27 protein-coding genes and 1 pseudogene are annotated in these 25,592 nt (G+C 72.2%); 11 read left to right on the top strand and 17 right to left on the bottom strand.

Features of this window, described 5'->3' with window-relative positions; genetic code table 11:
• Positions 1–65 precede the first annotated feature (65 nt).
• Entirely contained in the window at positions 66–254 is a 189-nt protein-coding gene (locus BIV24_RS36275; RefSeq protein WP_071368190.1) for a hypothetical protein, read from the top strand.
• Between the two features lie 34 nt (positions 255–288).
• Here BIV24_RS36275 and BIV24_RS22415 read toward each other — a convergent pair whose 3' ends face one another.
• From BIV24_RS22415 to BIV24_RS22405, 3 genes are all read right to left on the bottom strand, one after another.
• On the bottom strand, positions 289–1,029 hold the full coding sequence (locus tag BIV24_RS22415; RefSeq protein WP_071368189.1) for a class I SAM-dependent methyltransferase: 741 nt from the start codon (positions 1,027–1,029) through the stop codon (positions 289–291).
• 9 nt (positions 1,030–1,038) lie between these two features.
• Entirely contained in the window at positions 1,039–1,347 is a 309-nt protein-coding gene (locus BIV24_RS22410; protein ID WP_071368188.1) for a 4a-hydroxytetrahydrobiopterin dehydratase, read from the bottom strand.
• Positions 1,348–1,430: 83 nt separating this feature from the next.
• Entirely contained in the window at positions 1,431–2,498 is a 1,068-nt protein-coding gene (locus BIV24_RS22405) for an ADP-ribosylglycohydrolase family protein (RefSeq protein WP_071368187.1), read from the bottom strand.
• A gap of 27 nt (positions 2,499–2,525) precedes the next feature.
• On the opposite strand from BIV24_RS22405, the gene BIV24_RS22400 reads away from it, so the two are divergent.
• The 3 genes from BIV24_RS22400 (at position 2,526) to BIV24_RS22390 (ending at position 5,208) form a co-directional block, all read left to right on the top strand.
• Complete coding sequence (locus BIV24_RS22400) at positions 2,526–3,353, top strand: helix-turn-helix domain-containing protein (protein ID WP_071368186.1); 828 nt, start codon at positions 2,526–2,528, stop codon at positions 3,351–3,353.
• Between the two features lie 126 nt (positions 3,354–3,479).
• Complete coding sequence (locus tag BIV24_RS22395) at positions 3,480–4,343, top strand: helix-turn-helix domain-containing protein (protein WP_071368185.1); 864 nt, start codon at positions 3,480–3,482, stop codon at positions 4,341–4,343.
• A 46-nt stretch (positions 4,344–4,389) separates the two neighbouring features.
• Entirely contained in the window at positions 4,390–5,208 is an 819-nt protein-coding gene (locus BIV24_RS22390) for an SAM-dependent methyltransferase (protein WP_071368184.1), read from the top strand.
• An 83-nt stretch (positions 5,209–5,291) separates the two neighbouring features.
• Here BIV24_RS22390 and BIV24_RS22385 read toward each other — a convergent pair whose 3' ends face one another.
• The 3 genes from BIV24_RS22385 to BIV24_RS22375 form a co-directional block, all read right to left on the bottom strand.
• A complete protein-coding gene (locus tag BIV24_RS22385; RefSeq protein WP_071368183.1) occupies positions 5,292–5,717 on the bottom strand; it encodes an OsmC family protein in 426 nt (141 codons plus the stop codon).
• Between the two features lie 106 nt (positions 5,718–5,823).
• Positions 5,824–7,881, bottom strand: a complete 2,058-nt coding sequence (locus tag BIV24_RS22380) for an alkaline phosphatase family protein (protein ID WP_425442584.1) — start codon at positions 7,879–7,881, stop codon at positions 5,824–5,826.
• A 170-nt stretch (positions 7,882–8,051) separates the two neighbouring features.
• Positions 8,052–8,504: a hypothetical protein gene (locus BIV24_RS22375; RefSeq protein ID WP_071368181.1), complete on the bottom strand. Its 453-nt coding sequence runs from the start codon at positions 8,502–8,504 to the stop codon at positions 8,052–8,054.
• An 83-nt stretch (positions 8,505–8,587) separates the two neighbouring features.
• Here BIV24_RS22375 and BIV24_RS22370 point away from each other — a divergent pair, with 83 nt between their 5' ends.
• Positions 8,588–9,361: an MBL fold metallo-hydrolase gene (locus BIV24_RS22370; protein WP_071368180.1), complete on the top strand. Its 774-nt coding sequence runs from the start codon at positions 8,588–8,590 to the stop codon at positions 9,359–9,361.
• 11 nt (positions 9,362–9,372) lie between these two features.
• Complete coding sequence (locus tag BIV24_RS22365; protein ID WP_071368179.1) at positions 9,373–9,996, top strand: DedA family protein; 624 nt, start codon at positions 9,373–9,375, stop codon at positions 9,994–9,996.
• A 13-nt stretch (positions 9,997–10,009) separates the two neighbouring features.
• Here BIV24_RS22365 and BIV24_RS22360 read toward each other — a convergent pair whose 3' ends face one another.
• From BIV24_RS22360 to BIV24_RS22350, 3 genes are all read right to left on the bottom strand, one after another.
• Positions 10,010–11,089: an MBL fold metallo-hydrolase gene (locus tag BIV24_RS22360; RefSeq protein ID WP_071368178.1), complete on the bottom strand. Its 1,080-nt coding sequence runs from the start codon at positions 11,087–11,089 to the stop codon at positions 10,010–10,012.
• A gap of 14 nt (positions 11,090–11,103) precedes the next feature.
• Positions 11,104–12,333 (bottom strand): aminotransferase class I/II-fold pyridoxal phosphate-dependent enzyme, encoded by a 1,230-nt coding sequence (locus BIV24_RS22355; protein WP_071368177.1) that lies wholly within the window; start codon positions 12,331–12,333, stop codon positions 11,104–11,106.
• Positions 12,334–12,512: 179 nt separating this feature from the next.
• Positions 12,513–13,889, bottom strand: a complete 1,377-nt coding sequence (locus tag BIV24_RS22350) for a hypothetical protein (protein WP_071368176.1) — start codon at positions 13,887–13,889, stop codon at positions 12,513–12,515.
• Positions 13,890–14,501: 612 nt separating this feature from the next.
• Between BIV24_RS22350 and BIV24_RS22345 the strand changes: the two genes are divergently transcribed.
• A complete protein-coding gene (locus BIV24_RS22345) occupies positions 14,502–14,894 on the top strand; it encodes a DUF2795 domain-containing protein (protein WP_071368175.1) in 393 nt (130 codons plus the stop codon).
• 154 nt (positions 14,895–15,048) lie between these two features.
• Positions 15,049–15,588 carry a type 1 glutamine amidotransferase domain-containing protein gene (locus BIV24_RS22340; protein ID WP_071368174.1) on the top strand — a complete coding sequence of 180 codons (540 nt, stop codon included), beginning with the start codon at positions 15,049–15,051 and terminating at the stop codon, positions 15,586–15,588.
• Positions 15,589–15,608: 20 nt separating this feature from the next.
• Here the strand turns inward: BIV24_RS22340 and BIV24_RS22335 are convergent, their stop codons facing one another.
• Positions 15,609–15,842 (bottom strand): DUF6158 family protein, encoded by a 234-nt coding sequence (locus tag BIV24_RS22335; protein WP_071368173.1) that lies wholly within the window; start codon positions 15,840–15,842, stop codon positions 15,609–15,611.
• A gap of 372 nt (positions 15,843–16,214) precedes the next feature.
• Positions 16,215–17,834, bottom strand: coding sequence for an ABC-F family ATP-binding cassette domain-containing protein (locus BIV24_RS22330; protein WP_071368172.1), 1,620 nt, complete (start codon positions 17,832–17,834; stop codon positions 16,215–16,217).
• A gap of 176 nt (positions 17,835–18,010) precedes the next feature.
• Here BIV24_RS22330 and BIV24_RS22325 point away from each other — a divergent pair, with 176 nt between their 5' ends.
• Positions 18,011–18,826: a class I SAM-dependent methyltransferase gene (locus BIV24_RS22325; protein ID WP_071368171.1), complete on the top strand. Its 816-nt coding sequence runs from the start codon at positions 18,011–18,013 to the stop codon at positions 18,824–18,826.
• A gap of 42 nt (positions 18,827–18,868) precedes the next feature.
• Positions 18,869–19,045, top strand: a complete 177-nt coding sequence (locus BIV24_RS22320) for a hydrophobic protein (RefSeq protein WP_071368170.1) — start codon at positions 18,869–18,871, stop codon at positions 19,043–19,045.
• Between the two features lie 344 nt (positions 19,046–19,389).
• Here the strand turns inward: BIV24_RS22320 and BIV24_RS22315 are convergent, their stop codons facing one another.
• Both BIV24_RS22315 and BIV24_RS22310 read right to left on the bottom strand, forming a co-directional pair.
• Positions 19,390–21,234 carry a transketolase gene (locus BIV24_RS22315; RefSeq protein ID WP_071368169.1) on the bottom strand — a complete coding sequence of 615 codons (1,845 nt, stop codon included), beginning with the start codon at positions 21,232–21,234 and terminating at the stop codon, positions 19,390–19,392.
• A 266-nt stretch (positions 21,235–21,500) separates the two neighbouring features.
• A complete protein-coding gene (locus BIV24_RS22310; RefSeq protein WP_071368168.1) occupies positions 21,501–21,980 on the bottom strand; it encodes a phage holin family protein in 480 nt (159 codons plus the stop codon).
• 138 nt (positions 21,981–22,118) lie between these two features.
• On the opposite strand from BIV24_RS22310, the gene BIV24_RS22305 reads away from it, so the two are divergent.
• Positions 22,119–22,472 carry a VOC family protein gene (locus BIV24_RS22305; protein ID WP_071368167.1) on the top strand — a complete coding sequence of 118 codons (354 nt, stop codon included), beginning with the start codon at positions 22,119–22,121 and terminating at the stop codon, positions 22,470–22,472.
• Between the two features lie 67 nt (positions 22,473–22,539).
• Here the strand turns inward: BIV24_RS22305 and BIV24_RS22300 are convergent, their stop codons facing one another.
• The 4 genes and pseudogenes from BIV24_RS22300 to BIV24_RS22290 all read right to left on the bottom strand — a co-directional run bounded on the left by BIV24_RS22300 (position 22,540) and on the right by BIV24_RS22290 (position 25,590).
• Positions 22,540–24,513 carry a DUF5107 domain-containing protein gene (locus BIV24_RS22300; RefSeq protein WP_071368166.1) on the bottom strand — a complete coding sequence of 658 codons (1,974 nt, stop codon included), beginning with the start codon at positions 24,511–24,513 and terminating at the stop codon, positions 22,540–22,542.
• A 39-nt stretch (positions 24,514–24,552) separates the two neighbouring features.
• A pseudogene (locus tag BIV24_RS35600) lies at positions 24,553–24,717 on the bottom strand (arginase family protein); the annotation flags it as partial.
• A gap of 48 nt (positions 24,718–24,765) precedes the next feature.
• Positions 24,766–25,314, bottom strand: a complete 549-nt coding sequence (locus BIV24_RS22295) for a GNAT family N-acetyltransferase (protein ID WP_071368165.1) — start codon at positions 25,312–25,314, stop codon at positions 24,766–24,768.
• A 24-nt stretch (positions 25,315–25,338) separates the two neighbouring features.
• A complete protein-coding gene (locus BIV24_RS22290; RefSeq protein ID WP_071368164.1) occupies positions 25,339–25,590 on the bottom strand; it encodes a LapA family protein in 252 nt (83 codons plus the stop codon).
• Positions 25,591–25,592 lie beyond the last annotated feature (2 nt).

Raw genomic sequence — 25,592 nt, 5'->3', positions numbered from 1 at the left:
TGCAGCCGCTCGTGGAAGTCTCTTTGTTACGCGGCCCAGTAGGCCCCCAGGTCGAAATCCCGAGGTTGGGTGAACTCCTTTTCGATGGTGGCGAGTTCGAGGATCTGGTCGACACGGAAGGTGCGTGGTCCGGGTCCGCGTCGACGTACCAGCGGCCCGCCTTCAAGCGGTGGGAGCAGGCGTTCTCGGTAGACGGCGGTGACACCTGCGTGACCAACTGGATCATGGAGTTCAGCCGGCCCTCGGCTGCCTGAGGGCCGCGCGGGGGCCCCGCCTGCCAGGAGCCGCTCAACCCTTGCGGAAGGCCTGCAGGGTGAACACCGGGTCGGGGCGCTGCCGTTCCTGATCGGGCAGCATCGTAAGCCCTGTGGCGATCCGTTCGGCGAGCGCGGAGCCGGGGGTCAGCGTGGTGAACCAGCCGCGTCGCAGGTCCGCCGCCGTGCTGCGGGGACTGCGGCCCTGGCCGACGCCGGGGAAGCGGGCCTGCCCGGCAGGGACCAGACCGCACGCCGCAGCGTACGCCGCGACCGTGTCCGCGGCGTCGGGGGCCGGCTGGCTCGGGCGCGGGGCGAGGACGGCGTCGATGTCACTGCCCACATCGTGGGCGGCGGCCTTGTCGACCGTGGTGAGGTACGCCCCGCCGGGGCGCAGTACGCGAGCGCACTCGTTCACCACGGCCCGCACGTCCTCGGGGCTGTCGATGAGATGGAGCAGCCACACGCTGGTGACCGCGTCGAACGCCCCGTCAGGGAAGGGGAGTCGACGGCTGTCCGCGCGGACGACGACGCCGGGCAGCCGGGCGGCGGCGTAGCGCGCCATCTCGTGCGCCAGGTCGGCGCCCGTCACCCTGAGGCCCGGCCGCCCGGCCGCGAGCCGCCGGGTCACGATCCCTGTGCCGCACGCCACGTCGAGCAGACGTCCGGCGCCCTCGGGCAGCAGTCCGAGCACGGCATCGGCCGCCGCCGCGGCCCGGGGCTCGCCTCCGCGGGTGGCGTCGTACCGGTCGACTTCGCTGTCGTAGTCGAGCATGTCGGCACCCTACCCTTGCGCACCGTGACCGGGCGCCAACTTCTCGACGCGCCGGGCCAGTTCGAAGTCGAGCTCGGTGACAGCGCCGCCCACGCTGTGTGTGTTCACGGTGAGGGAGACGGTGTGGTAGCTGAGGGTGAGGTCGGAGTGGTGGTCGAGTTCTTCCTGGACCTGGGCGATGTGGACGACCATCGCGGCGGCCGCGAAGTGTGATCCGAGCCGGTAGGAGCGGGCCAGCCGGTCGCCGTCCAGGGACCAGCCCGGCAGCTCCGCCAGCCGGTCCTCGATCTCCTTCTGCGACAGCGGTTCTACGGGCATGGCCCGGCTCCTTCCGTACGACGCGGGGTTCGCCTCACCCTGTCACATCCCCTGCCTGCGGCCCCGTACGCGCGGCCGTTCCCTCAACGTCGTACGCATTCCGCGGCGAAGTCGTCCGCCACGACGGTGATCTCGGCGCGCGCCTCGACATGTGCCAGCCAGTCCTGCGGCAGGCGGTGGTCGCCGCGGTGGGCGCCGAGGAGATTGCCGCAGATGGCACCCGTGGAGTCGCTGTCGCCGGAGTGGTTGACGGACAGGAGGAGCGCATGGCGGATCTCCGGTTCGACGAGCGCGCAGTACACGGCGATGGCGAGCGCCTCCTCCGCGACCCAGCCTCCGCCCAGCGTCTCGACCTTCCGGGCGGTCGGGGACCCTTGGGCGGCCAGGTCGAGGGCCTGCCGCAGCGCGCCCGCGGTCTCCTCGTGTCCGGGGTACCGGGCGAGCAGCCGCAGGGCGCGCAGCACGGCCCCCTCCAGGGAGTCGCCCTCGACGAGGAACGTGACGATCGCGGCGAAGGCCCCTGCCGAGTAGTAGCCGGTGAGATGGCCGTGGGTGGTCTGCGCGCAGCGCGCGGCCATGGCGAACGCAGCGTCAGCGGGGGCACGGACAAGCCCGAAGGGGGCCGAGCGCATGACCGCTCCGCAGCCCTTGGAGTCGGAGTTGACCGGGCCCGGGCGGCCCAGCTCGGCCCCCGGATCCGGCACGAAGTCCCGGGCGAGCCCGGAGAGGCAGGCGTTGCCGGGGGCGCGCCGCGCGTAGAGCCAGGGCTGCGCGGCGAGGCCGCCGTGGGCACCCGCGGGCGGGCCGGGCAGGCGCTGGGTGTCGAGCCAGCGGCCGTACGCTTCCCGGACCAGCCGGGACCAGCCGCCGCCAATCCCCTTGTGGCGTTCGCGTTCGTGCGCCTGCTGGAGCCCTTCGACGGTGAACAGGGTCATCTGGGTGTCGTCGGTGACCCGGCCCACTACCCCCTCGGCGTCGGGTACGAGCCCGGTGATGCCCGCGGCGCCGTGCACCGTCCGGATGCGGTCCAGGGAGGCGAACTCGACGGGATACCCGAGGGCGTCACCGATGGCGCCTCCGAGGAGGCAGCCGCGTACACGGGCCCGGTAGATCGCCGTGGCCTCCCAGGACGGGGCGAGTCGGTCGTACATGCACCACTCCTCGACTAGGGTCAACGTATGGCCATTGTCGCGTCCGGCACCGTCACACTGTCACCGGCGTCTTCCGAACTGGGCATCGGCCCGCTGCTGCGCGGTTGGCGGATGCGACGGCGGCTCAGCCAGCTGGAGTTGGCGCTTCAAGCCGACTCCTCGGCGCGGCACATCAGCTTCATCGAGACGGGCCGGTCACGGCCGAGCGAGGAGATGGTGCTGCGGCTCGCGGAACACCTGGACGTGCCGGTCCGTGAGCGCAACGCGCTGCTGCTGGCCGCCGGTTACGCCCCGCACTACCCGGAGACGCCCCTGGACGACCCGTCGATGGCGGCGCTCCGCGCGGGCATGGAGCAGCTGATCCAGGGCTATGAGCCGTATCCGGCGGTGGTGGTGGACGCCATGTACAACGTGGTGGCGGCGAACCGGGGCATCACCATGCTTTTGGAGGACGTCCCGGAACGGCTGCTCGCCCCGCCTCTGAACGTGATGCGCCTGTCATTGCATCCGCAGGGTCTGGCGCCGCGCATCCGGAATCTGCGTGAATGGCGCGGCCATCTGTTGGATCAGATGGATCGTCAGATCGCTTTGGAGCGCTCGTCCGCCCTGCGTGCGCTGTACGAGGAGGTGGCGGCGTATCCGGTCCCGGACCGCACGGAGCCTGAACACCACGAGCCGGTCCCCCACTTCGCGCTCCCGCTGCGGATCGAGCACGACGACCAGGTGCTGTCCTTCGTCTCGTCCATCTCCACCTTCAACACGCCGATGGACGTGACGGTCGCGGAGCTGGCCATCGAGACGTTCCTGCCCGCGGACCCGGCGACCGTGAAGTACCTTCAGTCCATGAGTATGTGACCTGCTGACAGGCGGATTGTGAACGTCCGCCGATGAGAGCGTGCGGCCACCGGCCACCGCCCTGCTGTGACTTCCACCCGAACATGTCACACTGCTGGCGTACTTCAGCGATCAGGGAGGCGTGGCGTGAGTGAGCGGCGGGCTGCGCCCACCGTGGGGCAGGTGGTCCTCGGGCGGCGGCTTCAGGAGCTGCGGGAGACTGCCGGGCTCAAACGGGAAGAGGCTGCGCGGGTGCTGCACGTCGCCCCGGCCACCGTGCGGCGCATGGAGACGGCCGATGTCGCGCTGAAGATCCCGTATGTACAGGTGCTGCTGACGACGTACGGCGTGTCCGACGAGGAGATCACGGCCTTCGTCCGGCTCGCCGAGGAGGCCAACGAGCCCGGCTGGTGGCAGCGTTACCACGATGTGCTGCCCGATTGGTTCAGCCTGCACGTCAGCCTGGAGGGCGCCGCCCGCATCATCCGCTCCTACGAGCCCCACTTCGTGCCCGGACTGCTGCAGACCGAGGACTACGCGCGGGCCGTACTGGAGGCCGGGACGATCGGGCAGGTACGCCCCCAGGACATCGAGCGGCACGTGGCGCTGCGGCTGGCCCGGCAGAAGCTGCTCGACCGGGAGAACCCGCCCCATCTCTGGGTGATCATGGACGAGACGGTGCTGCGCCGCCCGGTCAGCACCCGCTCCGCGGTGATGCGCGACCAGATCGACCGGCTCCTGGACATCGCCGAGGACCCGGGCTTCACCTTGCAGGTCTCGGAGTACGCCGCCGGCCCGCACCCGGGGACGTACACCCCGTTCGTGCTGTTCCGCTTCGCGGAGCCGGAACTGCCCGACATGGTCTACAGCGAGTACCTGACCGGTGCCCTCTATCTCGACTCGCGCACGGAGGTGGCCATGCACCTGGAGGTGCTGGACCACATGTCCGCGAAGGCGGCCTCCGTGCAGCGCACGAGGGAAATCCTGCGGGAGTACCGCGACACCTTCTGACCCGACGCCGTCTCCGCGTTTCACCATCTTTTCTCAGGAGCATCGCATGACGAACGGACATGAAGCAGCGTCCACCCGCCTGGACACCAGCCGGCCGCATCCTGCGCGGGTGTACGACTGGTGGCTGGGCGGCAAGGACAACTACCCGGTGGACGAGGAGCTGGGCCGGAAGATACTCGCGGTGGATCCGGCCGTGCGGCGCGGGGCGCGCGCCAACCGCCGGTTCATGCGCAAGGCGACGCGGGCGCTGGCGCAGGCGGGTGTGCGCCAGTTCCTCGACATCGGTACCGGCATCCCCACCGAGCCCAACCTCCACCAAGTCGCGCAGGGGATCACCCCCGAGGCACGTGTGGTGTACGCCGACAACGACCCGATCGTGCTGCGGCACGCCGAGGCGCTGCTGCACGGCACCGCCGAGGGCGTCACCGACTACGTCCACGCCGATGTCCGCGACGTGGACGCCATCCTCGCCCTGGCCTCGAAGTCCCTGGACTTCGACGAGCCGGTCGCACTGTCGCTGGTCGCGCTCACCCATTACCTGAGCGAGGACGTTGACGTCGACGACGTGTACGGGCTGCTGAAGCGCTACGTCGACGCGCTCGCCCCCGGCAGCCATCTGGTCCTCTCCCAGGTCACGCCCGATCTGAACCCGGCCGCCATCGAGCAGGCGGCCGCGCTGTTCCGCCGCAGCGGAACCCCCTTCCACCCGCGCGCGCACGCCGAGTTCTCGCGCTTCTTCGACGGCCTGGAACTGCTGGAGCCCGGTGTGCTCCCGGTGTCCGAGTGGCGTCCCGAGGAGGAGGACCTGGCGGCGATGGCGGAGGGCATCGTGCCGGTGTACGCCGGGGTCGCGCGCAAGCTCTGACCTTCGGCGGCCCCCACCGGGTCCCCGGATACGGCGGTGCCGCGCCCCCGAGGGGAGCGCGGCACCCGGGAACGTGACGAGGGTCAGGCCAGCTTGGCCGACAGCGTGATCGTCGTGCCGGTCAGGGCCTGACTGACCGGGCAGTTCTTCTTGGCGTCCTCGGCGGCGGCGACGAACGCGTCGTTGTCGATGCCGGGGACCGTGCCCTCGACGGTGAGATGGATGCCGGTGATGCCCTCACCCGGCTGGAAGGTGACGTCGGCCGAGGTGGTGAGCTTGGTGGGCGGAGTGCCGGCGCCCGTCAGGCCGTGCGACAGGGCCATGGAGAAGCAGCTGGAGTGAGCGGCGGCGATCAGCTCCTCGGGGCTGGTCTTGCCATTGGCCTTCTCGGCGCGCGACGGCCACGACACCGGCTGCGGGCCGATGCCGGAGGAGTCGAAGGTGACGACGCCGTTGCCCTCGAGCAGGTTGCCTTCCCAGACCGTGTGTGCGGTGCGCGTGGTTGCCACGGTTCTTCCTTTCGGTGTGGTCCCGTTACCGGGTTCCGTCAGCCCCATCCGATCACACCCGGGTGCGCCGCACCGGGTGGACGAGGCGGTGTTTTCGGGCCGCGGGTCAGGCGGCGCGTTCGTCCCCGGCCTCGGTTGTGACATCCGTCACGGTCTCGTGTGCGGTCAGCGGCACCTGAGGCCCGTCGCACTCACGCAGCCAGCGGCGGAAGACCTGATGGATCCGTTCGGCGCCGACGAGTTCGGCGCCGTCCTCCGCCGGGGCTGACAACGTCACCGGTGACAGCAGGAAGGGGCGGCCCTGGGCGCCGCCGAGTCCGCCGTGCGAGCCGATCTGCTCCTCGAACGCGAGGACTTCGCCCGCGGCCGGGTCGTACCAGGAGTTGACCATGATGTCGGCGGTGTGCGGGAAGGAGTGTGTGCGGCGCACGGCGTCGGCGGCGCCGGGGCCGAAGCCGGCGAGCGGACCCGTCCCGTCCATGAGCCGGTCGGCCGGGACCTGTGCGCCGTTCGCCCCCAGCACCACCCCGCCGTGCTCCTCGCTGCGCACGAGGACGAAGCCGATGCCGGGGTGGTTGGCGAGGGTGGACAGCAGCGCGGGGTGGCGGCGGTCGATCTCCTCCTTGCCCATCCGGTGCGGCACGTCCGGGAACGAGATGAGCCCGAGGTTGCCGGAGGCCAGCACGATGGGCTCGGAACGGCGGCGGGCGGGCCGGTGCTTCTCGCCTTCCTCCTCCACCGGACGGCGCAGCGCGGCCCGCACCGCCGCCCGCGCCTCGGCCCCGCTGTGCGTGCGCTCCACCCGGCGGGGCACGGGCAGGCCGGAGCCGGCCCGCACCAGGTTGCCGAGGCTGAGTCCGTAACGCGTCTGGAAGGTCTCGCCGGGGCTCTGGCCGTGGTCGGACAGCACGACGATCCGGTACGGGCGCGGGGCGTGCTCGGCGACCTGCGCGAGCAGCGCGAGCGAGCGGTCCAGTTTCTGCAGGACCTTCTGGGCGTCGCGGCTGTGCGGGCCGGAGTGATGGGCCACCTCGTCGTAGGCCACCAGGTCCGCGTAGACCGCGTCGCGGCCGGCGAGCATGTCCCCGATCACCGCGGCGACGACGACGTCCCGTTCGACGACGGTGGCGAAGGCGCGGACAAGGGGGTAGAGACCGCCTCGGCCGACCCGGGGCCGCTGCCTTGCCAGGCGCGCCCGGGTGGACTGGCCTATCTCGCGGCCGACCTCGGCGACGAACGACATGGCGGTGCGGACCGCGTTGGCGGGGTCGCGGAAGTAAGCGAAGTACCCGGCGCGGGAACGGTTCTCCTTGCCCCGCCTGGCGGACACGGACAGCACGAGGGCGAGCTGGTCGGCGCCGCCGCTGAACAGGTTGCCGCGGCTGGCACCGTCGACGGTGAGGAGCCCGCCGTCATCGGTCCGCTCGACGGCCCGGCGCTGGAGTTCGGCGGCGCTCGTCGGCCGGTTGCAGACCATGACCTCGCGCCGGTCCTTCTCGTACCACCGGAAGGCCGGCACGTCGTGGTTGGAGCCGTGCAGGATGCCCAGTTGGCTGGCGCCGGTCTGGCTGGACCAGTCGGTGCGCCAGGGGGTGAGGCGGTGGGTGGGGCCGCCGCCGTCGTGGGAGTCGAGCCAGGAGGCGACGGTCGGCATGAGTCCCTTGTCGACGGCCGCCCGGAGTACGTCGTGTCCGACGCCGTCGAGCTGGATGAAGACGGCGCCCGGGGTGGCGGGCCCGGCCTGCCCCTCGTCCCGTCCGCGCCGCCGGTCGGCGAGCCGGTAGAGCCTCCTGCGGTACGCGTCGTCGTCCCGTACGGCCAGGGCTGCGCCGGTGGCCGAGGCGACGGCGGACATCGCGGCGGCGACCACCATCGCGGTCTCGGGGGCCGCCTCGCCGCGCCCCGAGGGGTTGAGGCGCAGGGCGATCAGCAGCAGGGAGCCGTTGAGGAAGAAGACGAGCAGCCCGAGAACGAGGGCGGGCACGAGCAGCAGCAGCCGGACCAGCAGGGGCCACACGAGGGCGGACAGCAGACCGAAGACACCGGCGCCCGCCGCGGCGGTGAGGGCGACGCCGGTGATGCTGTCGCCGCTCGCGGACTCCAGCCGGAAGTCGGGAAGGAACTCGGCGAGGACGAGCATCGTGACGGTGGACGCGGCCCACACGGCGATACTCCGCCACACTCCGCTGAGCACACTCCGCCAACGCCCGTGACCCACACCACACCTCACGTCCCGGCCCGCACGGTCGGTCCCTGCGGGGCAGCCTCCCACCTTGTCACAACGGCCCGGCATCCCCGGGGCGCGGTCTTCGCCCGGACGGCCGGGCGAAGCGGTCACCGTCCGTCGTAGCCCGCCGTCGGCATCGACAGACGGCGGTGGACTCGGGCCTTCATCGAGGCGTCGTACGACGGCTCGGCGCGGCCGACCGTCTCGACGCGGACGCCCCGTCGCGCACACTCCGCGGTGAACTCCTCGACGCAGGACAGGGCCCGCTCCAGGACGCGGCGGCTGGGGGCGACGAACAGGTCGACCTGCCCCGCTTCCACGTCCGCCCACAGCACGCGATGATCGGGGCGCAGGCCCCGTACGAGAAGTTCCCGCGTCACCACGTAGCCGCGCTCCGCCGCCCAGCGTGCACACATCGCGTGCTGGCCGCGGGAGTCGACGAGGAAGGGGTCCGCCTCCAGCTCGGCCAGGGGCGTCAGACTGGCGATCGCCGCCACCCGGACCGGGGCGGGCCGGCCGGTGGCCTCGCTCGCGCCGGAGGTGCTGTTCGCCTCTCCCATGGTGCCCCCCTCACCTCAGGGTTTCGCGGTCGACCCTACTCCTGCCCGTAGGCTTCGGGCAGGCGCGTGAAGGAGGCAGAGGAGTGCCGGTGGAGATCACTTGGTGGGGGCATGCCACCTGTACGGTCGAGGACTCCGGTGTACGCGTCCTGACCGACCCTCTGTTCGCGCGCCGCCTCGCGCATCTGCGACGCCGCCGCGGTGCCCCGCCGCCGCCCGAGGCCGCGGTCGCGGATGTGGCGCTGGTCTCGCACCTGCACGCCGACCATCTGCACCTGCCGTCGCTGGCCCGCCTGGCCCCGGGCACCCGGCTGCTGGTGCCGCGCGGAGCCCGCGCCCAGGTGCCGGGGCTGCGCCGGCTCGGCCGGCTACGGATCACGGAGGTGGCGCCCGGCGACCGGGTCCAGGTCGGTGACCTGGTCGTACGCGTCGTACCGGCGCGCCACGACGGACGCCGGCTGCCGGTCGGACCGCACCGCTCCCCCGCCCTCGGGTACGTCATCGAGGGCGAGGCGCGGACGTACTTCGCCGGGGACACCGGGCTGTTCGCGTCCATGGCCAAGGAGGTCGGGCCGGTCGACGTGGCGTTGCTGCCGGTCGGCGGCTGGGGACCGTACCTCGGGGAGGGGCATCTGGATCCGGGGCGCGCGGCCCAGGCGCTGGCGCGGCTGAGGCCCCGCAGCGCGGTGCCGGTGCACTACGGCACGTACTGGCCGATCGGGTTGGACGCCGTGCGCCCCCATGAATTCCATGCGCCGGGCGATGAGTTCGTGCGCCTCGCCGCACACCGTGCGCCGGAGGCGGCGGTGCACCTCCTGTCCCACGGGGAGAGCGTCCGTCCAGAGGTCGCCCCGTGATACCTCTCGCCATGTTCCTCGCCGCCGGGAGTACCACCGTGCCCGCGGAGTCCGCCCAGCAGGCGATCGGCTATCCGTCGCTGTTCCTGCTGGTGCTGGTCGGCGCGCTGGTGCCCGTCGTACCGACGGGGGCGCTGGTCAGCTCCGCGGCCGTCGTCGCCTTCCATCAGACCGCCCCCTTCTCGCTCGTGCTGGTCTTCGTCGTCGCGGCGCTCGCGGCCTTCCTCGGGGACCTCGTGCTGTACTGGCTGGGCCGGCGCGGCATGCGGTCGCAGAACGGCTCCCGCTGGCTGCAGGCGATCCGCGACCGCGCCCCGGAGGACCGGCTGGCCCAGGCGCAGCGGAAGCTCGGCGACCACGGGGTCACGGTGCTCACGCTGTCCCGGCTCGTCCCGGCGGGCCGCATACCGGTGATGCTCGCCTGTCTGATGGCCCGTATGCCGCTGCGGGACTTCGCCCGCGGCGACGCGCCGGCCTGCCTCGCCTGGGCCGCGACCTACCAGTTGATCGGCATTCTCGGAGGCTCCCTGTTCCCCGAGCCGTGGGAAGGGGTGGTGACGGCGGTCGTGCTGACTCTGACGGTCAGCGCGGTGCCCGGTATGTGGCGACGGATGCGCCGGGCGACCGCTCTGTGAGCACCGGGCGGGCTCATTCCAGCACTCGCGACGCCCCTACCGGGAGGTCCCACAGGTCCTCGCGGGCGAGCCCCGCCTTCTCCCAGGCCGCCCGCACCCGCGTCAGCGGTTCCAGGACCGGTTCCGCCGACAGAACGAACGTGCCCCAGTGCATGGGTGCCATCCGCCGCGCCCCGAGGTCGGCCGTCGCCCGGACGGCCTCCTCCGGGTCGCAGTGGACGTCGCTGAGCCACCACCGCGGTTCGTACGCTCCGATCGGCATGAGCGCCAGGTCGATGCCCGGGTAGCGGCGGCCGATCCGCTCGAACCAGTGGCCGTACCCCGTGTCACCGGCGAAGTACACACGCTGCCCGTCGGATGCCGTCAGCACCCAGCCGCCCCACAGCGTCGTGCAGGTGTCGGTCAGGGTGCGCTTGGACCAGTGGTGGGCGGGGACGAAGTCGAAGCGGACGCCGCCCAGTTCGGCACCCTCCCACCAGTCCAGCTCGGTGACGCGGGTGAACCGCCGCCGCCTGAACCAGCCGGCGAGCCCGGCCGGTGCGAACACCGGTGTGTCGTAGGGGATTCGGTGCAGGGTCGGGGCGTCGAGATGGTCGTAGTGGTTGTGGCTGATGACGACCGCGTCGATGGCCGGCAGGTCGTGCCAGGTGATGCCGACGGGGGTGACCCGGGCCGGCGTGCCAAGGATGCGCCGGGACCAGACCGGGTCGGTGAGGACGGTCAGCCCGCCTATCCGCACCACCCAACTGGCGTGCCCCGCCCAGGAGACGGCGATCGTGCCCACGTCGACCCGCGGCAGCGGGCCCGGCTCGTAGGGCAGCAGCGGGATGTCCCGGAGCCCTTCGCGGCCGGGCCGCACCGCGCCCTCGCGGGCGAGCCGGGCGAGGGCCTTGAGGCCGGGCAGCGGTGAGGTCAACCGGTCCATGAAGGAGCGCGGCCACAGGCGCCGTTCGCCGAGCGGACGAGGCTCGGCGAGCGGTGGAAGCGAGGTCGGTGGCGCGGGGTCCGGGATCAGCAGGGACGTGGACGCCGGCTCGCGGGCGTCCTGCTGGGTCGAAAGGGTGCCCGTGGTCGACTCGGACTGCTGCGTCATCGAGGAGACTCCCCTCACTGAGCGTCGTCGCGTAGATCGTCGAAGACCGATTCCAGTCGCATCAACGCGCAGTGCACGTGCGGCAGTTCCAATGGCACGGGTGCCACGAGGCACTGAGCCCGCTCCTCGGGGGTCGCGCCGAGGAGCGGTGCGGTGGCCAGACGGACACGAAGCGCCGCCAGATCGTCCCCGAAGCGGTGGCCGCCGGGCGCGGGCATACCGAGCCGGGCGGTGAGGAAGTCCTCCAGTTCCTGTGCGTCGCCGACATCATGTCCGCCGAGCGCGGAGCGCAGCGGGCCGAGGTCGACGTAGAGGTGGCGTCCCGCCTGCGGGGGCCGCGCAAGGGCGCCCGCGGTGACCACGACACGGTGTGCGGCGGCGGCCACGCGCGCGTGCAGCGCGATGCCGGCGGCCAGGCGCCGGTTGACGTCGGCGGGCTCGCCGAGGGCGTACGCCGCCGCGGCGGCGACCGGGTCGGCGATGCGGGCACCGAGTGCGGTGAGCACGTCGAGGACCCGGGCACGCAGCCCGGCGCCGTCGGCGGTGGCCGGGAAGCGGGCGACGGCCGCGGGCCAGCCCGGCGGGAGGAAGGGGCCGGCCAGGTCGGTGACGACGGTGACCCGGTCCGGGAGCATCTCGGCGGGACTGAACAGCACGGTGTCGTGCGGCCGGTGCACGGTGTCGCGCCAGGTCTCGTCGCTGACCAGGTGCAGTCCTTCGGCAGCGGCGGCCTCCACGGTCTCGTGCACCACCTCGGGCGGTGCCACGGTGGCGGTGGGGTCGTCGGCGACCGCCAGCACGAGGAGGCGCGGATCGCCGCCTTCCGCGCGGACCCGGCGAAGGGTTTCCAGGAGGGCGTACGGATCCGGGACGCCACCTCCCTCGGCGGGCGTGGCCACATGGAACACGGATCTGCCGAGCGCCCTGACCTGGGGTACCCACCAGGCGGCGCACGGCCGCGGCACGAGCACGTCGCCGCCGAGTGCGGCGGTGACCGCGACCAGCAGGGCGGGGGCGCCGGGGGCCGCGGCCAGCGCGTCGGGCCCGGTGGGCAGTCCGCGGCGGCCGAAGTAGCCGCAGGCGGCGTCGAGAAGGGCCGGCAGGCGGGTGGAGGGATCGGCACCGTCGTGCTCCGCGGCCCCGGTGAGCGCGGTGACGAGGCCGGGAAGGACCGGCAGCCCGTGGCCGGGCAGGGGCGGGCCGTATCGGACGGGGCCGCGCCCTTCCGGATCCGTCCGCCGCATGCGTGCCTCCGCGCAGTCCGTGGTGCCGTGGCTGGTTCCCCGGGCGTTGACGCACCCGGCCCGTCGCCCCCGTCTGTTCGCGCGGTCTTGTTTCTCCACGGTGCCGACGGTGCCGTCACGCTGTGGGTCCCCAGGGCTGTGGCCGGTCATGGGCGTCCGCCCGGTCACTCGGAGCGGGATCAGTGCACGCGGGACGGTTCGCGCCGCCACACCCGGTGGATCGCGCCGCCGAGCGCCCCCACGATCAGGAGGCCGCCCGCGACGAGCATCGGTACGGACTCGTTGAAGGCGCCGCCCGCGCCCGCGTTCACCCCGTGCTGGGAGGCTACGGGTGGCCGCCCCCCGTTCTCCCGTTCCCCGTGCTTCCCGCCCTGGCGTTCGTCCCGGCCGCCTCCCTGCTGCTTGCCGTGTTCCTCGCCCGGGTGCTTCCCCGGGCCCTCTCCCCGCTGCCTGCCCTGCTCCTCGCCGTGTTCCTTCCCCTGCAGCCTGCCCTGGCCATCGGCCGCCCACTTCCCCTGCTGCCCCGCCTGACCGTTGTCCTGCTGCCTTCCCTGGACATTGCCCGGCTGCCACGGCTGCCCGTTGCCCTGCTGCCAGCCCTGCCCGTTGTCCTGCCGCCACCCCTGACCGTTGTCCTGCTGCTGCCTCCCCTGACCGTTGTCCTGCTGCTGCCTCCCCTGACCGTTGCCCTGCTGCTGCCTCCCCTGACCGTTGCCCTGCTGCCACGGCTGCCCGTTGCCCTGCTGCCACGGCTGCCCGTTGCCCTGCTGACCGTTGCCCTGCTGCCACCCCTGACCGTTGCCCTGCTGCCGGCCCTGTCCCTCGCCCTGCTGCCGGCCCTGATCGTCACCTTGCTGCCACCCCTGGCCGTCGCCCTGCTGCTTCCCCTGTGGCCACCCCGGGCCGTTCCCCTGCCGCCGGCCCTGATCGTCACCTTGCTGCCACCCCTGCTGCTCCTCGCCCTGCTGCCCCTCGCCCTGCTGCCCCTCGCCCTGCTGCTTACCCTGCCCCCAGTCCGGGCCCTCCCCCAGGACCCCACCCTGCCGCCACCCCTGGCCCTCGCCCTGCTGCTTCGCCTGGTTCTCCGCCTGCTGCTGCCCCTGCTGCGGCTGACCGGCTTCCTGCTGCCGACTGCCGTCCCGGTTCACCGCCAACGACTCGGTCCACCGTCTCTCCGGCTCGCCCGGGACCGTCGGGCACCGGCCTTCGACGCCCAGCTCCGCATCGCGGTCGGCCATGTCGGAGGCGCGGCCCTTCCCGGCGGCCGGGATGCGGGCCGTGCCGCTGTACACGACCCGGGCCACCCCCTCACCGCCCCCGCCGACCCGCTTCAACTGCACCACGCCTCCCTCGAAACCCTGGGAGGTGGCCTCGATGGAGTCGGGCTCGGTACCGCTGATCGCGTCGCAGGTCACCGAGACGGTGACCGTGCCGCCGGGCACGACCGCACGTGGGGCGATGTCGGCGGACGGTTCCGCCGAGGCGGGCGGGGCGACGGCACCCATCGCGGCACCGGTCAGGGCGGCAGCGGACAGGACACGGGCACTGCGGCGCATGAGGGGGCTCCTTCGGCCGGTTCCTCCGGGGCACGACCGCCGTGCCCCCGAAAGCCCATGACAGCCCGCCCAGCCGCCGCCCGCGCGCGGCCGGGCACCATTCGCGCTAACCGCACCGCCGGGCGAGTGACCACGACGCCCCTGCCACCGGGCGAGGCACTGATGTCCCGTCACATCACGTCGGCGACGCGCGCCCCGGGGGAACGCGGGGCCCGGCATCACGGACCCGCCCGGCGGAACGCCACGCCGCCGGGTGCATGCGGGCAAACCCGCGGGACTCCACAGCAGAGGGGCTTTCGCCGCATGCCCCGAGTGGCTCGAAAGGTGTGACCCCTACGGTGTCGACGACCCGCCCGCCGCCTGGGGACGGGCCGGGGACCGGCCGTACGTCCCCCGGGTGCGGCAGGAGGAAAAGGCCGTCTTCGAGGCGATCGGCTACGCACCGTTCGGCGGCGGTCCCGGAGCGTGCGCGGCCACGTCCGGCGCCGACACGATTCACCCAGGTGAAAGACAACGCGGACCGCGGTGCGGCACCGGCCACCTGAAGGACCTCCGATTCGATCGCCGTCCACCGGGTACGCGGGGGAACACCCCGAAGATCTGGAGGGAGTCATGCAGCGAGGCAGTGACCGACTGAGCGCGCACCGCGACGACGAGATGAAGCACGAACTGCAGGAACTGCTGCGGTCCGGCCATCCGACGCGGACCGAGGAGTGGCAGGACCCCGAGCCGACCGCCGACGACGACCCGGCGGTCTGGGCCGGTCCGGTGGCCCCGGGCAGCAAGCACTCCGTGGCCGACATGCGCTACGAGATGGCGCGGATCCTGGGCCGTACGGCGTTCCCGGCGCACCGGGACGATCTGATCGACGCGCTGCGCCACCGCAACGCCCCGGACGCGCTCGTCGAGCCGCTGAAGCGGCTGCCGCGTTCGGTGCGCTACGCCAACGCCCAGGAACTCGCCAAGGCCGTCGTGGAGGCGGAGGGGATCGCGCGCCACGCATAGCGGCCCGGGTGCACGGGACGACCCGTACTCCCGCCGTACGGCGAGGAGTTGCTGCTGCGTCCGGGCCGGACGGCACCGGGCGCAGCGCGGGAAGGGGGGCGGCGAACGACGAGCCGGAGAGGCATGCGCGGAGACGGAAAGGAAAGTGAACAGCATGCGTATCGCATTCCTGATGGCGTCCCAGGGCGTCGAGCAGGTCGAGCTCACCGACCCCTGGAGTGCGCTGGTCGACGCCGGCCACGAACCGGTCCTCATATCGACGAAGCCGGGTCGTGTACAGGCGTTCCACCACCTCGACAAGGCGGACACGTTCCCGGTGGACGCGGTCGTCGGCCAGGTGCAGGCCGAATCCTTCGACGGGCTTGTCCTGCCGGGCGGAGTGGCCAACCCGGACTTCCTGCGGATGGACGAGCGGGCCGTCTCGTTCGTCCGCTCCTTCTTCCAGCAGGGCCGCCCGGTCGCCGCGATCTGCCACGCGCCGTGGACCCTGGTCGAGGCCGACGTGGTACGGGGCCGGACCCTGACGTCGTGGCCGAGCCTGCGCACGGACATCCGCAACGCGGGCGGTACGTGGGTGGACGAGCAGGTGCGGTTCGACCAGGGGCCCAACAAGCTGATCACCAGCCGCAGGCCGGACGATCTGAAGGCGTTCGACGAGGCGATCCTGACGGAGTTCCCCGGCCGGGGAGGGTAGCCGGTCGCGACGGGCGGGGGTCAGGCTTCGGCCGTCCCCCGTTCCCGGGCCCCGTCGCGCGTCCGGCTCGCCACGATCAGGCGGCGCGGATGGCGGCGCAGATACTCGCCTTCCAGTTGCGCCATGCGGTCGTTGTGCGCGCGCAGTGCGTCGTTCGAACCGTGGAGCAGCGTGTCGTGACGCGTGCGGTGGATCGTCTCCAACTCCTTCATGAGCTGCTGGTCGGTCAGCCGGCCCGGGTCGACTCCGCTCATGGTGTACCCCGCTCGTCGCTCGTCGGATTGCTCACTGCGGTCCGGGTACCCACCCGGCAGGCACCCCGAGCGGTATCCGGGCGGGAGCCATGGTTCTCGCCGTTCTCCCTCCACTGTACGAACATCCCGGACGCCCCACGAGCGCTCCGGTCGTCCTTGTGGCGGAGCCAGGGCCTGTCGTCACATTCCCGTCTGCCCCGCGACGCCTGGCACGCTCCCCCAAGCTCTTCGAGCAGGGGGTACCCCCACTCGCCGCACCGGGCGAAAGCCCAAGTACGTCCAGTACGAGGACTTCCACCCGGCACGCCGGGAGCACGCACCAGACGCCGCGGGACCGCCCTTCGGGCGACGACGGGAATGTGACGGCAGGCCCTATCGCGCCCGCTCCACCCTCCGCTCGTCCCACACGGGCTCCGCCGTCTCCCGGACGCGGCCGTCGGCCCCGAAGACGAGGTAGCGGTCGAAGGAGCGGGCGAACCAGCGGTCGTGGGTGACGGCCAGGACCGTGCCGGCGAACGCGTCGAGACCTTCCTGGAGTGCCTCGGCGGACTCCAGGTCGAGGTTGTCGGTCGGCTCGTCGAGCAGCAGCGCGGTCGCGCCCTCCAGCTCCAGGAGCAGGATCTGGAAGCGGGCCTGCTGGCCGCCGGAGAGCCGCTCGAAGGGCTGCTCGGCCTGGCCGGTCAGCTCGTAGCGTCGCAGCCGGGACATGGCGGCGCCACGGTCCTGGGAGTGCTCCTTCCACAGGATGTCAAGGAGCGTGCGGCCCTCCAGCTCGGGGTGGGCGTGGGTCTGGGCGAAGTGGCCCGGAACGACCCGGGCGCCGAGCCTCCACTGCCCGGTGTGGGCGACGTCGCCGCCGGCCAGCAGGCGCAGGAAGTGCGACTTGCCGGAGCCGTTGGAGCCGAGCACGGCGACGCGTTCGCCGTAGAACACCTCCAGGTCGAACGGGCGCATCAGGCCGGTGAGTTCGAGCCCCTCGCAGGTGATCGACCGAACGCCGGTACGGCCACCCTTGAGCCGCATGGTGATGTCCTGCTCGCGCGGCGGCTCGGGGGGCGGGCCGGCCTCCTCGAACTTCCGCAGCCGGGTCTGCGCGGCACGGTACCGCGATGCCATGTCGGCGCTGTTTTCCGCCGCTTGACGGAGCGTCAGTACAAGCTTCTTCAGCTGGGCGTGCTTCTCGTCCCAGCGGCGGCGCAGTTCCTCGAACCGCGCGAACCGCTCGCGGCGGGCCTCGTGGTAGGTGGCGAAGCTCCCGCCGTGCACCCAGGCGTCGGCGCCGGCCGGCCCCGGCTCGATGCTGACGATCCTCTCGGCGGCGCGGGCGAGCAACTCCCGGTCGTGGGAGACGAAGAGGACGGTCTTGCGGGTCTCCGCGAGCCGCTCCTCCAGCCATCGTTTCCCGGGTACGTCGAGGTAGTTGTCGGGCTCGTCGAGGAGCAGGACCTCGTCGGGGCCGCGCAGCAGCGCCTCGAGGACCAGCCGCTTCTGCTCACCCCCGGACAGGGTGCGGACCTGGCGCCACTGAGCCCGCTCGTAGGGGACGCCGAATGCGGCCGTGGTGCAGATGTCCCACAGGGTCTCGGCCTCGTAGCCGCGGGCCTCGGCCCAGTCGGCGAGGGCCTGCGCGTACCGCAGTTGGGCGGCCTCGTCGTCGACGGTCATCACGGCGTGCTCGGCGGCGTCGACGGCGCGGGCGGCCTCGCGGATGCGCGGCGGAGCGACGGCGACGAGAAGGTCGCGCACGGTCGTCTCGTCCCGTACGGATCCCACGAACTGCCGCATGACGCCGAGGCCGCCGCTGGTGGTGACGGATCCGCCGTGTGGTTTCAGCTCACCGGAGATGATGCGCAACAGGGTCGTTTTCCCCGCCCCGTTGGGCCCGACGAGCGCGACGACGGCGCCTTCTCCGACCCGGAAGGACACATCCCCCAGCAATGCCCTCCCGTCCGGGAGGTAGTACTCGAGGTGCGCGGCTTCCAGGTGTCCCATGGGGCGCATTCTGGGCGGGCGTGCGGCGTCCAGGCAAACGATTATCGACCCTCCGGCACAATCCGGTCGTCCACATTCCAAAACGGGGGTCTCACCATTCGGCAGGGGCACGTACGGTGACGCGTACCGCCCCGCTGCAGCGGCCTCGGGGCCCGTCCGACGGGAAGAGGAAGGTCATGCCGAAGGAGACCGCCGTCTACACGCACGGCCACCACGAGTCCGTGCTGCGCTCGCACACCTGGCGGACGGCCGCCAACTCGGCGGCGTACCTCCTCGGCTCGCTCGAGCCGCACATGAGGATCCTGGACATCGGCTGCGGACCGGGCACCATCACCGCGGACCTGGCCGCCCTCGTCCCCGACGGCCATGTGACCGGCGTCGACCACGCGCCGGCGATCCTGGAACAGGCCCGCGACACGGCCGCCGCCCGCGGCGTCGCCAACATCGACTTCGCGGTCGCCGATGTGCACGCACTCGCGTACCCGGACGACTCGTTCTGCGTGGTCCACGCCCACCAGGTGCTCCAGCATGTGGGCGACCCGGTGCAGGCGCTGCGCGAGATGTACCGGGTCACCAGGCCGGGCGGGTTCATCGCCGTCCGGGATGCGGACTACGCCGCGATGGCGTGGTACCCGGTCTCCGAGGGCATGGACGACTGGCTGGATCTGTACGAGCGGGTCGCCCGCGCCAACGGCGGTGAGCCGGACGCCGGCCGGCGCCTGACGTCATGGGCGCTGCAGGCCGGCCTGCGGAACATCACGGCCACCTCCAGCACCTGGACCTTCGCCACCGCCGAGGAGCGGGCCTGGTGGAGCGGGCTGTGGGCGGACCGCACGCTCGCCTCCGCGTACGCGGACCGGGCCGCCGAGGGCGGTCACGCGAGCGCTGGGCAGTTGCGGGTCGTAGCCGAGGCCTGGCGGGAATGGGGGCGGCAGGAGGACGGCTGGTTCTCCGTCCTGCACGGCGAAATTCTTTGCCGAAAGGACGTCTGATTCTCCTCTTTCGGGAAACTCGGCGCGCAGGAGGTGCACGTCATGATTCCGATCCTGCTGGTCCTGCTGGTGGCGGCTGTGATCCTGTTCGCCGTCGGATTCGTGGTGAAAGTGCTGTGGTGGATCGCCCTTGCGGTGTTCGTGATCTGGCTGCTGGGCTTCCTGTTCCGCCACAAGGGGCTCCACCACAAGCACGCGGCCGGAGCGCGGCACGGATGATATCGCGGTGACCAAGTGACGCACCGTTCCTGTGGACTGAGCGGAGGTGAGCCCGCTCGGCCGCGCGCCCCGAACGGTCCCCGGCGCACTGGTCCCCGGCGTACTCGACCCCGGGGCAGCGACACGGATCGTGTCCGTGGTCCGATCCCGGGAGGCCCCCGCGGCCGGAGGCCGCTGATGGACAGCCCTGGCGACCTGGCCGTGTGGGTACGGCCAGCGGCGACGGGGAGCCCCCGAACCATCACTCCGGTGGAGCGGGGGCCCCGCACGCCGACGCCCTACCCGGCGTCCCAGATCGCACGAACCCGACCGGCCCGGGGCGCTGCAAGCCCGAGAGTCAACCCTCACACGAGGGCGTGCTCCACCAGCAGCCGTGCCGCGGCGGTGATGGACTCGGCGTCGATGCCCGCCGCGTGCACTTGCTGCGCAGGGGTCGCGGAGCCCGGCATGGTCCGGACGGCGAGGCGCGCCAGGCGGGGCAGGGGGCGTCCGTCGAGGAAGGCGTCGAGGACCGCGTCACCGAGGCCGCCCTCCTCGCGGTGGTCCTCCACCGTGAGGAGGCAGCCGGTGCGGTTGGCGGCCTCGTGCAGGGTGCCGCGGTCGACGGGCTTGACCGAGTACAGGTCGATGACCCGCAGGTGCAGGCCCTCCCCGGCGAGGGCGTCGGCCGCGGCCAGCGCCTCGTGGACGGTGATTCCGGCGGCGACGACCGTCAGCCGGTCCTTGAAGGAGGCGCGCAGCACCTTGCTGCCGCCGACCGGGAACTCCTCGGTGGGCCCATAGATGACCGGCGTCTTCCCACGCGAGGTGCGCAGGTAGCGGATGCCTTCCTGGCCTGCCATCGCGGCGACGAGCTTGGCGGTCTGGTTGGCGTCGCACGGGTACAGCACGGTCGAGTCGTACACCGAGCGGAACATCGCGAGGTCTTCGAGACCCATCTGGGACGGCCCGTCCTGGCCGATGGCGCATCCGGCGTGCGAGCCGACGAGGTTGATGCCGGAACCGCTGATCGAGGCCATGCGGATGAAGTCGTGGGCGCGGGTGAGGAACGCCGCGAACGTCGACGCGTAGGGCATCCAGCCGCGTGTCGCCATGCCGACGGCAGCGGCGACCATCAGCTGTTCGGCGATGTAGCACTCGAAGTAGCGGTCGGGGTGCTCCTTGGCGAAGTAGTCGGTGCGCGTGGAGTCGCCGACCTCGCCGTCGAGGGCGACGATGTCGCCGCGGGCGCTGCCGAGTGCGGCGAGCGCCTGCCCGTAGGCGTCGCGGGTGGCGACCATGTCACCGATCTCGTAGCGCGGCAGCTCCAGATGGCCGCCCTGCCCGGTGTGCAGCATGCGGGCGGCGGGCGGCGGCTGAACCTCGACGCGCAGGTCGCGTACGCCACCGAGTTCCGCGATCGCCTCCGCGGGATCCGGCAGCGGCTTGCCGTGCAGGCCCTCGCGGTCCTGGACCGCGCCGACGCCCTTGCCCTTGAGCGTGCGGGCGAGGATCACGGTGGGCCGTCCGGTGGTGGACTCGGCCTCGGTGTAGGCGCGGTCGATGGCGTCGACGTCGTGCCCGTCGACCTCGATGGCGTGCCAGTCGAAGGCCTGGAAGCGGCGTGCGTACGCGTCCAGGTCGTGGCCGTGGCGGGTGGGGCCGCGCTGGCCGAGCCGGTTGACGTCGACGATCGCGGTCAGGTTGTCGAGGTGCTCGTACCCGGCGTGCTCGGCGGCCTCCCACACGGATCCCTCGGCCAGTTCGCTGTCGCCGCACAGCACCCAGACGCGGTAGCCGGTGCGGTCGAGTCGTTGCCCGGCCAGGGCGACGCCGACGCCGATGGGCAGGCCCTGCCCGAGCGATCCGGTGGCCGTCTCCACCCAGGGCAGCCGGCGGGGCGTGGGGTGTCCTTCGAGGCGGCTGCCGAGCTTGCGGAAGGTGAGCAGCTCGGTCTCGTTGATCGCCCCGGCGGCCCGGTAGGCGGCGTACAGGAGGGGTGAGGCATGTCCTTTGGACAGGATGAACCGGTCGTTCGCGGGGTGGGCGGGGCGTTCGAAGTCATAGCGGAGGTGGTGGGCCAGCAGGACGGCCATCAGGTCCGCGGCGGACATCGAGGAGGTGGGGTGCCCGGAGTCGGCCACGGCGGCTGCGCGGACGCTGTCAACGCGCAACTGCTGAGCCAGATCGATGAGGTGACGGGTGATCATGAGCGTTCCTCCGTACCAGGCGGCGCCCCCGTTCGAAGCGAGCCGAGAGTGGGGATCTCGGGTGGTCCGGGTGGGCGGGCCCGTTCCGGCCAGGCGTGTCCAGGGTCAGGCAGGCCCGACCGGGCGGCCTGACACGACAGTACGGCGTTCCTGACACGCCACTACGGCGTTCGGGAACGGACCCGGGCGGCGGTGGCCCGGACCGGGCCACCGACTCGCGTTGGCGATGGCCCGTGCCCTCCCAGCCGGGCCCTGATCATGGTCACTCACCGGGCCCGGTGGCGCGGGTCCTCGGGGTCCGCTCCCGGCCGCGAGGATCCCGGCGCGGGACGACCGGGGATGCCGGACGCCGACGGGCCCGTACCCGGTACTCCGGGTCGGCCCGCCGCCCGCGTGGGCTGGGTGCCGCCGAGGACAGGACCCTCGGCACTCCGAGGCATGCCGCCGTGCCCGCCGGCGGAGCGGGCCTGCCGACGCAGCAGATAGGCGGCCCCACCCAGCAGTACCGCCGTGACCAGCGCGGCGGCCCAGCCGGGCAGGCTCAGCGCCAGAGCCAGACCGACGGCGAGGGCCAACGCGGCGCCCGTGTACAGGCCGGCGGCCCCGGAGGAGGCGTACAGCATTGCCGCGCGACGCTGCTTGCGCGACTGCTCGCGCAACTCGTCGCGCACGACTTCACGGGCCACCTGCGCCAGCTCGTCGACCACGCCCTTGTCCAGATGTTCCAGGTGATCCATACGGTTCATGCCCGCCGGGTACCCAGGCACCGGCGGGCATAACACCGCGCACACGGCCTCACACGCCGCACACCGGCCGGACCGGGCCGTTCCGGGATCCGACCGAAACGATCACCTACCCGACCGGCCCCAACTAGGCTTTCCCGCATGGAAATTCTGGGAGCCACGCTACGAATCTGCGTCGACGACCTGGAGGCTTCGGTCGCGTTCTACGAGAGACTGGCGGGTGGGCATGCCCTGCGCTTCGAGCGCGGCGGCGTGTCGGTCGCCGCGATCGGCTGCTTCCTGCTGATGAGCGGGCCCGAGGCCGAGATCGAGATCCTGCGCAAGGTCACGGCCACGATCGCGGTGAAGGACGTCGACGAGGCGCAGCGTGTTCTCACCGAGTCGGGGGCCCGCGTCCTGGCGGGCCCGGTGGCGACGCCGGTCGGCCGCAACCTGATCGCGCTGCACCCGGACGGTTCGGTGTACGAGTACGCGGATCGCGGTCCGGCCGCGTAGCGGCTCGCGGCGGCGGCCGGCGGTACATGGCTGCCGCCCACGAGCCGGACAACCGCCGAGGGGCGGTTCACGCCGGCCGGTCGTCGTGCCCGGGCCGCATCCGGAAGTCATAGTGCGCCGGCAGCGGCTCGTCGGTGATCCGGGCCCACAGCTCGCCGATCGACTCCGCGCCCTCCCTCAGGTCCGCCACCTCGAACCCCGCGTCGAAGACGGCTCGCGCCGCCTCCCGCTTCCCCTCCGCGAGCAGCAGCCGGGCCTCGATCAGCCGGAACCGGCCGCGTCGGCGCGTCGCGGGGTGGAGGCGGTGCCACACAGCGCGCGCGTCCGTGATGCGCCCTGTCGCGACAAGCGCCTCGATCGCCTCGTGGCCGAGCGCCGCCGTGGCGGCTGTCCAGCTCTCCCCGTCGTCGCGCCGTTCCTGACAAAGGTCGTCGAAGGCCTCGGCATACCGGTCGGCGGCGCGCTCGTGGTGGTCGGCCTCCCGATCGGCCACAGCGAGACAGCGAAGCAACCGCCAGCTGGATGTCGACAGTTGGAGGGCACGCTCCCAACTGCGCACCGCCTGCGCCCGGTCACCCGCATGCCACTGGGCGACGCCGAGGTGATACTCCGTCAATGGCTGGGCGGGGGCACTCTCCAGCATGTCCCGCCAGTGCGGGGCGACGAGCGTCTCACCGGACGGGGTGACCCGCCGCGGCTCGGGGAAGGACCCTGACCGCAGCAGCTGAAGCCACGGCGTCTGAGCGTCGCCGAGCGTCGACTCCTCAAAGGGCGTACCCGGCAACTTGTCGCCGGTGCGCAGCACTTCGAGCGCACCCCAGCCGGAGCCCACGGCGAGCGTCTCACCGGGTTCGGTGTCGGCGCAGGGCCTCCACGCCGCGTAGGCGGCCTCGACCTCCGCGCGCGGAAGGACTGCGTCGAGCCCTGCCTCGGCTCCGCGGACGACGGCCGCCCACTCCCCCTCCCGCCGCGCGCTCAGCGGCCCGTACGCCTCCAGCCACGACACCTCGCTCTCGGCGTCCAGCCGTACGTGTTCCAGCTGGGTGCGGGCGAGTCCGGCCTGGATCTCGCAGTAGCCGCCGGTGCCCGGCTCGGTGAGCCACTCCTGCCAGCGGCGCCCGCCGGTCCCGGTGCCCCATACGAACAGCTTCCGTCCGCGCAGCACATCGGTCGACGTCTGCACCAGCCCGTGGCCGTTCTCGTCGAGCGCGGCGATCCAGCGGCGCCGCCCGTCGGGCACCTCGTAGAAGTAGTCGGCCGGGTGGACGCTGTTCAGGGGGTACGTGCGGTCCACGGCGTCGTACGACGGCACCGGTACGCGACGCAGGCGGCGCTCGTACCCGAAGTGGTACGCCTCCTCCGCGGGCGCCAGGACCCGGCACTCCTCGGGCACCGCGATGTTCGACCACCAGTACACCGGCGCGGGCCGCTCGTGCGGATTGCGCACGCGGACGCCGACGTACAGGAAGTCGGAGCCCTCCGGAAGCCAGAGATCGACCTGGAAGGGCAGGTCGCGCAGGCGCTCCCACTCCCACAGGCGCAGCATCTCTCCCCCGTCGGGCGCGGTGACGCGGGCCGCGTGCAGGGGCGAGCAGGAGAGGGTGGTGTGGCCCGTGGCGCCGATGTTCCACTCGATGCCGCCGGAGTACCAGGCCCCGTTGAGCGCGAAGCAGGCGGGCTGGAACACCGGGTTGCGGTACAGCAGTTCACGGCCGGTCGGCTTGTGGTACAGCGAGGCGATCCGCCCGCCGAGACCGGGCAGGACGGTGGCGCGCAGCCGGTCGTTCTCGATCACGAGGGTGTCGATGTCGCGGGGTGCCCGCGTCCTGCCGTAGCCGTCCCGGACCCGCACGGGCAGCAGGCTGTGCAGGGGCGCGTAGCCGATCTGCCGGGCCATGTCGCCCGGCAGATCCTCCTTGTCCCGGTCCTCGATGCGGTGCATCTCGTCGAGCGGACGCAGCGGGGGTAGCGGATTGTCCGGCCCCAGCTCCGCGGCGGGCAGCGTCAGTACGTCACGTCGGATCATCGTCACGATCGCCATGGAACCCGGCCTTCGCCGAGCCGACCAGGGGCCGTGCCGTCAGGATTGGGCAAAGGACGCAAACGCGGACACGACGATGTCCGTCAACAGCGCCCCGGCCGTGCCTTCCGGGTCCAGATCGGGGTCGTAGATGGTGATGTTGAGGCCGACGCATTGCGGGGAGGCAAGCAACGGGCTCAGCAGCGCGAGGAGTTCATCGGGGAGAGCCCAGGCTGGAGGGGGCGTCCAGGACGACGAGGGTACGCATCGGGCTCAACTCCCCACCATCTCGGCGGTGATGGCCCAGCGTTCGTGGTCGCGCCAGGCACCGTCGATGTAGATCATGTTCGGTGAGAACCCTTCCAGCCGGAAGCCGCAGCGGCGGGCGAGTGCTATCGAGGCGGCGTTGCCGGGCTGCGCGTTGATCTCCAGCCGGTGCAGCCCCATCGGCCCGAACGCGTACCGCACCACGAGGTCGAGCGCCTCGGTCATCAGCCCGCGCCCCGCCGCGTATGCGAAAGCGCCGTACGCGAGCGCCCCGCACCGGAAACCGCCGTCGACGATGTTGTTGATGTTGATGAACCCGGCGATGGCTCCGCTGCCGTCCTTCTCGCACACCAGGAACCCGGCCTTCGTCGGCTCCTCGATGAGACGGCCCGCGTACGCGGCGTAGGCCTCGGCGCTGGTCGGCGGGAACAGCCACGGATGGTGCAGGTCCTTGCTCTCCCGCACCCGGGCGGTGAACTCGGCTCCGTCCTCGTAGGTGAAGGCGCGTATGCCCACGCGGGGGCCCTCGGCGAGATATCCACGAGTCTCAGGCACACCGACACGGTACGCGAACCGGGGTCAGCCGCGCCGACTCATCACCAGCGCCCCGCACAACGCCCCGATCACCCACGTGCCCAGCAGCGCCAGCCACAGCGGCATCGTGACCCACGCGACCAGCAGCTGGATCCGGGTGTGCTGGGTGTTCTGGAAGATGAAAACCAGCACGAGCGCGGCCAGGACCAGGCCGACGACCCTGCGCGGCGTCACCCACTGCCGGCCCTGGTGCGCCCCGCCGCTCGTCCCGTCCGTCCAGGACGTCTTCGGTCTCATAC

Origin of the sequence: Streptomyces colonosanans (genome assembly GCF_001866645.1) — a bacterium.
Lineage (GTDB): Bacteria > Actinomycetota > Actinomycetes > Streptomycetales > Streptomycetaceae > Streptomyces > Streptomyces colonosanans.
The sequence above is the reverse complement of the archived record's forward strand: the minus strand, read 5'-3'. Positions and strand labels throughout refer to the sequence as shown.